We start from the raw sequence: 7,098 nt of genomic DNA on the forward strand, positions 1-7,098 counted from the left end.
CTTCGTTACGGCGTGACGATATTGAAACTGGGATCGAAGGTATCGAGCAACCCTCCCAGCGTGTCGAGCGCTGATTCGTCTCCGTCGAGCGAAATCTGCCCGGCCTTGGCCAGTTCGGCGGCCGCGCCCGGTTGAAGAAGCGCTCCCACGAGCGCCGCCTTCGGGCCCGAGACCGTCAGTTGTGTGTTCGGTGACGCACCCTTACGTGCATTGAGGACACCGCGCTTGACCCACGCAGTCCATGCCTCGTCGCCGCGATCGGTGAACACGAAATCGATCCGCAGTTCCGCGTCGGTGGCCTTGTCGCCGATGAGATGTATTGCAACGAAGTCGAAGAGGATGTCGATGGGCATCGCGAGGACACTGTCCTGACTTGCCGTGACGTACGGGGCAGGCTGGGCGCCCTCGCGTAGTTCCAACGCGGCCGAGAGATAGATCCCACGCCACTGCGGCCCTTCGGCTTGATAGCCCATCTGCTCGTAGACGTCGGCTTGCAGGTTCCTCGCTTCGGCGTTCTCCGGTTGCGCGAACACCAACTTGTGCAGGATCTCTGCCGCCCATCGGTAGTCCGCGGCGTCGAATGCCCGCTTACCCTCGTCCAGGATCTTCTGCGCGCCAAGGAGATCGACGAACCTCTTCGCCGATTCGACCGGCGGATGAGGATGAAGCGACACCGGATCGCCGTCCCACATTCCCAGTTCCTTGGTGTACACGGCGCGAACGTCGTGGTGCAGAGTGCCGTGATATCCGCGGTTGTACCACTTGCGCCCGAGTTCGTCCGGTAGTTCGATCACCTCGGCAGCTTCGAGCGGCGTGTACCCCTTGTTCGCGAGACGGAGTGCCTGGTCGTGAATGTACTTGTAAGTGTCCCTTTGCGATTCGATGAACGGCACCAGGTTCTCGTTACCCCACACCGGCCACGTGTGCGGTCCGTAGTGAACAGCCGCGTCGTCTCCCCACCGTTCGAGAGTCTCGTCCAGATACCGAGCGAAGTTCCGAGCGTCGCGAGTGCGCGCACCTCTTAAGGTCTGGATGTTGTGGAGCGAATGATTGGCATTCTCCGCACAGGTCAGCGCGGCGAGTTCGGGGATCCAGATGTGCATTTCCTCCGGGGCCTCGGTATCCGGCGCGTAGAGGAACTCGAATTCCAGACCGGCTATCTCACGCTTCGTTCCGGTCTCCGTGATGCTGTCGGTCGGCGAAATATACGAGATCTGGGGGCCTTTGGTGCTGAGCACACCGATTCCGCAAGAGACTGCCCCTTTCGGGCCGAGGTCGAGCAGTCCACCGAAGGCATAGAAGGACCGCCGGGCCATGGCATTGCCGGCCACAACGTTTTCCCCGATCGCGAACTTGTCGAACGATGCGATCGTGCCCGGTGCGATGATCGGCACCTTTCCCGACGCAACGTCCTCGACGTCGACGATTCCCTTGACTCCGCCGTAGTGGTCGATATGGGTGTGCGTGTAGATGATTGCCGCGACCGGCTTGTCGCTGACATGCTCACGAATCATCTTCATGCCCTGCCGTGCCGATTCGACTCCGGCCATACAGTCGATGACGATCAGTCCCTCGTCACCCTCTACGACCGTCAGGTTCGCGATGTCGTTGTTCCGCACCTGATAGAGGCGATCCGTCACCTGGTAAAGCCCACCTCGGCGTATGACCTGACTCTGGCGCCATAGGCTGGGGTTGACGGTGTCGGGTGCGGGGACGTCGTCACCGATGTACGCCAAAGCGTCCGGGTCGAAGACCACATGCCCGTCGTCGCCGAGAACGTTGCCCGGCAACGGAGCGATCAACCCTCGATCCGCGTCGGCAAAATCCTGCCGGTCGTCCATGGCATACCGTGCGACTGCCTCGCGATTCGCCGTGACTGTGGCCGGTGTTGCGTCCTTCGGTGTCTGGCACATGGCACTCCCCGCTCGGATACGACGATCTGATACCCCATCATCTGTATCGGTTGGGCACGCGCTTGGAATCACCCGCGCAGGGTGAAGCTCCCACGAACACGCGAGGTGATCAGCCGGGGAGTTCCTCGGAATTCCGAGATGCGAGTGCAATCACCAGGACCGCGATCCCACATCCGGCAACCAGGATCCATCCCGACCTCGATGCCTGCGCGACATCCACCGATGCACTGCCGCCGATGATGCCACCGGCCAGCGCAACACCGAGAGCAGCACCGAATTGGCGTGCACTGGAGGTTATTCCACCAGCAAGCCCCGCCTGCGATCTCGGCAACCCGTTGACGGCGGTGTTGGTGATCGGGGCATTCGAGAACCCGAATCCGATACCGAGGAACAGGTAAGCGGCCAAGAGCATCGGAATCGCCGTGTTGTTGTCGAGCGAGACCAGGCACAGTCCACCGAGCGTCGTGAAACTACCGGCGATCAGCAGCGGTCGCCGCGGGCCGAAGCGTCCGACGAGTATTCCGGACAACGGCGCGCAGACCGTTGCCGCAACAGCCATCGGGAGGGTGATCGCGCCGGCCAGGGCCGGACTCATACCGCGGGAGTGCTGCAAGTAGAACGTGCCGAGCAGTAGCGTCGCGTTCAACGCCACGAACACCACGACAGCGCCGACCACAGCCGACGAGAACGGTCTGCGGCGGAAGAGCGCCAGATCCATCAGTGGCTCGCGCTTGCGTGATTCGACGCGGATGAATGCGGCCAACGCTGCAGCAACAACGACATACCCTGCCGTCGCCGCGGCAGAGAACCATCCGATTCGCGGACCCTCGATCAGAAGGGCAACCGCCCCGCCGACAAGAATCACCAGTAGCAACTGACCGGGAAGATCGAGTCGTCGCGACTGCTGCGCTCGGGACTCCGGAACAAACACAGCAGTCAGGGCGAGCACGGCCAAGATCACCGGCACGTTGATCCAGAAAACCGATCGCCAGCCGAAACTTTCGATGAGCACGCCGCCGACGATCGGCCCTGCCGCCATACTCAGGCCGAAGACCGCGGCCCACACCCCGATTGCCTTGGCCCGCTCCTTCGGGTCGGTCATCACGTTGACGACGATCGCCAAGGCAACCGGACTGAGCATCGACCCGCCGACGCCTTGGACGATCCGCGCCGCGATCAACATCTCGACGGACGGAGCGAGCGCGCAGGCAATCGACGCCACCCCGAAAACCACCAGACCGATCTGAAAGACTCGTCTCCTGCCGAAACGATCGGCCACTGCTCCGGACGAGATCAGCAAGCTCGCCAGGACGAGTGTGTATGCGTTGACGACCCATTCCAGACCACGGGTTCCCACGCGAAATCCCTCACCGATCGTCGGCAGGGCCACGTTGACGATGGTGGTGTCCAACCCGACGACGAACAGGCTCGTGCAGCAGATCGCCAGGATGCCCCATCGCCGCCCTGCATCGAGTCCGATCACTTGCGGTTCGATCCCGCTCGAAGGTTTCATGGTCGGACTCCATCTCTCGAAGTGCTCTGCCGTACTCGACTGTCGAAAGGATCGTTGCTCTCCAGCGTCCGAAGCCGGTAGAAATTTTGCGGAAACTGCAAAGATGGACGGCATGGATGCTGAATTCGAGCAGTTGATCACCGATATCGGACCGAGACTGCGCACGCTTCGACGCGATCGCGGATTGACCCTCGAGGGCCTGTCCGAAGCCACCGGCATCTCTGTCAGCGCACTCTCACGCCTCGAATCGGGTAAGCGTCGTCCCACCCTCGATCTGCTGTTGCCGCTTGCCCGAGCGCACCGGGTCGCGCTGGACCAACTCGTCGGCGCCCCCGCTACGGGCGATCCTCGGGTCCATCTCACCCCGAGCCGACGCAAGAACGGCAGTGCCGTCGTTCCGTTGACGCGCTATCCCGGCCGCGTGCAGGTCTTCAAACAGGTGATCGGTCCGCGTCCACCGAAGCTGGTCACCCACGCCGGCTACGAATGGCTCTACGTCCTCGCCGGGGATCTGCGTCTCATCCTGGGGGCGAACGAGGTTCTCCTACACCCCGGGGAAGTCGCGGAGTTCGACACTGCCGAGCCCCATTGGTTCGGGCCTGCCGATGAACAGGTGGTGGAAATCTTGCATCTTTTCGGCCCGCAAGGCGAGAAGGCACATGTGCGCACGAAGGCAAAAACTACTACTGCACAAGACCTGGTTCACGAAAGTTAGTTCACTGCATGCGTTTTCAATCGGTTCGACAGTGTGTGAGCGTGCTCGAGGAGTAGCGTTCCCAACTCGGCATGACGCGCGGGCCGGAAGCGTGTTTCCACTCCGGTCAGGCTCAGCGCCCAGTCCGGGCGCCCGTTGCGGTCGAACACCGCGGCACCCATCCCCCAGCTTCCCTCGACGATGAGGGCTGGATTAACCGCGTACCCGGTGACACGCGTCGACTCGATTCGCTCACGGATTGATGCCTCACTGTGGATCTCACCCCATTCCGATTCCAGATTCACTCGGGCGAAATAGTCGTCGACGTCCCGCGTCGGTAGATGGCTCAAGATGGCAAGCCCCGCCGACGCGACCCCCAACGGGAATCGCTTCCCCTCGTGCAGCACGTGAGATCGCAGTGGAAAACTGCCTTCCTGACTCAGGATGCAGACGGTCTCGTCACCTCGGCGTGCCGACAGGAAGGCGCTCTCCCCCGTGACCCGGGCAAGTTCGTCGACGACGTCGCGAGCCCGGTCGGTGATGTCGTACCGATTTCCGGCCGCCGCCCCCAGGAGGTACAACTCCGGGCCGAGAGACCACCGACCGGTTCGTGCGTCACGGTCGACCAGTCCTTCGGCAGCCAGGGACGTGAGCAGTCGGTGCGCAGTGGGCCGAGCGAGGCCGGTGACCTTGCCCAATTCCGTGGTGGAAGTGCCCGTTGGTTCGGACGCGCCGAGGGCTCGCAGAAGTGCAGCCACCCGCGCGACCATGGCCGGCGATTGCCCGTGAGTTGGCATGCAGCCATCCTAGCGTCCATTCAATGAACGAAATTCCTTCAGACGATCAGTAGTCGATCAGTTCTCGGTTGATGTTCGAGATTCCTTGAACCTGTGAACTGGAGATAGTTCACTGGATATCGAAGTGAGTGAGTGTCTACTCAATGAACGCTTGGCAGGGAGAGAACATGACAGCAAAGGTGTACGAGTCCGCAGCGGAGGCGGTCGCCGACATCGTCGACGGCGCAACGCTGGCCGTCGGCGGATTCGGCTTGTGCGGCATCCCCGACGTGTTGATCGACGCGATCGCAGCTACGAGTGCAACCGACCTCGAGGTGTTCTCCAACAACTGCGGCGTCGACGATCACGGTCTCGGAATCTTGCTGAGCGCCGGCCGTATCCGACGAGTGACCGCGTCGTACGTCGGTGAGAACAAGGAGTTCGCCCGGCAGTACCTGGCCGGCGAACTCGAAGTGGAACTGACGCCGCAGGGAACGCTCGCCGAGCGTCTGCGCGCCGGCGGAACCGGAATCCCCGCATTCTTCACACCGGCCGGGGTGGGTAGCCCCATCTCCGACGGCGGAATGCCATGGCGCTACGACGCCGACGGCTCGATCGCTATTGCATCGCCTCCGAAGGAGACTCGCGTCTTCGGAACCAAGCGTTACGTAATGGAAGAGGCGATCAACGCCGACTACGCACTCGTGCACGCTGTTCTCGGAGACACCGACGGCAACCTCGTGTTCGACAAGACCGCGATGAACTTCAACCCGCTCGCCGCGATGGCGGGACGGGTCACCATCGCGCAGGTGGAACGTCTGGTCGAGCCCGGTGAAATCGATCCGGCGTCAGTGCATCTACCTGGGGTCTTCGTCCAGCGCGTAGTCCACACCGGACCTCAGAACAAGCGAATCGAAAAGCGAACCGTCAGCGCTTCGGAAGGAACCTCACGATGACCGCACCAGTGACAGTGACGGGTTGGACGCGCCAGCAGATGGCAGCGCGGGCGGCCGCAGAGATGATCGACGGGGAGTACGTCAATCTCGGAATCGGCCTTCCCACACTGATTCCCGGATACCTGGGCTCGGACGTTCGTGTGGTCCTGCACTCGGAGAACGGAATTCTCGGCACCGGACCGTATCCCACCGAGGACAACGTCGATCCTGACCTCATCAACGCCGGCAAAGAGACCGTGACCGTTAACCCCGGTGCAGCATATTTTGATTCGGCCCTCTCGTTCGGGATGATCCGCGGCGGCCACATCGACACCGCAGTCCTCGGCGGTATGCAGGTGTCGAAGACGGGTGACCTCGCAAACTGGATGGTCCCCGGCAAGATGGTCAAGGGCATGGGCGGCGCAATGGACCTGGTCCACGGTGCCCGGCGTGTCATCGTCGTCATGGAGCACAACGACCGCGACGGCAACCCCAAGATCGTCGACGCGTGCACCCTGCCCCTGACCGGCCAGGGCGTGGTGAATCGGATCATCACCAACCTCGCCGTCATCGACGTGAGCGACGAAGGCCCACTCGTCCTGCGTGAACTCGCCCCCGATGTCAGCGTCGAAGACGTAGTCGCCGCAACCGGCACCGAACTGAAAGTTGAACTGGCATGACCGACACGACCACTGTGATTGTTGCGGGAGCTCGTACCCCGATGGGTCGACTCCTCGGATCGTTGAAAGACCTCTCCGGGTCCGACCTCGGCGGCATCGCCATCAAAGGCGCCCTCGACAAGTCCTCAGTCGCACCCGAACAAGTCGACTACGTCATCATGGGACAGGTCCTCACCGCCGGCGCCGGCCAGATGCCCGCCCGCCAAGCCGCCGTCGCCGCCGGCATCCCCATGAACGTCCCCGCCCTGAGCATCAACAAAGTGTGCCTCTCCGGCATCGACGCCATCGCCCTCGCCGACCAACTCATCCGCGCCGGCGAATTCGACATCGTCGTCGCCGGCGGGCAGGAATCGATGTCCCGCGCACCCCACATGCTCGAAAAAAGCCGCGAAGGCTTCAAATACGGCGACGTCACCCTCCGCGACCACATGGCCTACGACGGCCTCCACGACATCTTCACCGACCAGGCCATGGGCCTGCTCACCGAACAAGTCAACCAACAAGAAACCACCCACATCACCCGCGCCGAGCAGGACGCCTTCGCCGCCGCCTCACACCAGAACGCGGCCCGCGCCTGGAAAGACGGC

7 protein-coding genes are annotated in these 7,098 nt (G+C 62.6%); 4 read left to right on the forward strand and 3 right to left on the reverse strand.

Annotation, left to right across the window (positions count from 1 at the left end):
* Positions 1-5 precede the first annotated feature (5 nt).
* Complete coding sequence (locus AC1Q6C_RS19680; protein WP_492666735.1) at positions 6-1,913, reverse strand: alkyl/aryl-sulfatase; 1,908 nt, start codon at positions 1,911-1,913, stop codon at positions 6-8.
* A 109-nt stretch (positions 1,914-2,022) separates the two neighbouring features.
* Positions 2,023-3,426, reverse strand: coding sequence for an MFS transporter (locus AC1Q6C_RS19685; RefSeq protein WP_073513455.1), 1,404 nt, complete (start codon positions 3,424-3,426; stop codon positions 2,023-2,025).
* A 112-nt stretch (positions 3,427-3,538) separates the two neighbouring features.
* Between AC1Q6C_RS19685 and AC1Q6C_RS19690 the strand changes: the two genes are divergently transcribed.
* Positions 3,539-4,141 carry a helix-turn-helix domain-containing protein gene (locus tag AC1Q6C_RS19690; protein ID WP_047269055.1) on the forward strand — a complete coding sequence of 201 codons (603 nt, stop codon included), beginning with the start codon at positions 3,539-3,541 and terminating at the stop codon, positions 4,139-4,141.
* On the opposite strand, the gene AC1Q6C_RS19695 is transcribed toward AC1Q6C_RS19690, so the two are convergent.
* Positions 4,138-4,917, reverse strand: coding sequence for an IclR family transcriptional regulator (locus AC1Q6C_RS19695; RefSeq protein WP_047269005.1), 780 nt, complete (start codon positions 4,915-4,917; stop codon positions 4,138-4,140). The two genes, AC1Q6C_RS19690 and AC1Q6C_RS19695, sit on opposite strands and share 4 nt — an antisense overlap.
* Before the next feature lie 167 nt (positions 4,918-5,084).
* Between AC1Q6C_RS19695 and AC1Q6C_RS19700 the strand changes: the two genes are divergently transcribed.
* The 3 genes from AC1Q6C_RS19700 to AC1Q6C_RS19710 all read left to right on the forward strand — a co-directional run.
* Entirely contained in the window at positions 5,085-5,852 is a 768-nt protein-coding gene (locus tag AC1Q6C_RS19700; RefSeq protein ID WP_178377363.1) for a CoA transferase subunit A, read from the forward strand.
* Positions 5,849-6,511, forward strand: coding sequence for a 3-oxoacid CoA-transferase subunit B (locus AC1Q6C_RS19705; RefSeq protein WP_020906493.1), 663 nt, complete (start codon positions 5,849-5,851; stop codon positions 6,509-6,511). Before AC1Q6C_RS19700 ends, AC1Q6C_RS19705 begins: the two co-directional genes overlap by 4 nt.
* The coding region (locus AC1Q6C_RS19710; protein WP_492666736.1) for a thiolase family protein at positions 6,508-7,098 on the forward strand (591 nt) is incomplete at its 3' end. The genes AC1Q6C_RS19705 and AC1Q6C_RS19710, both read left to right, overlap by 4 nt.

The organism is Rhodococcus sp. MT28 (assembly GCF_058792695.1).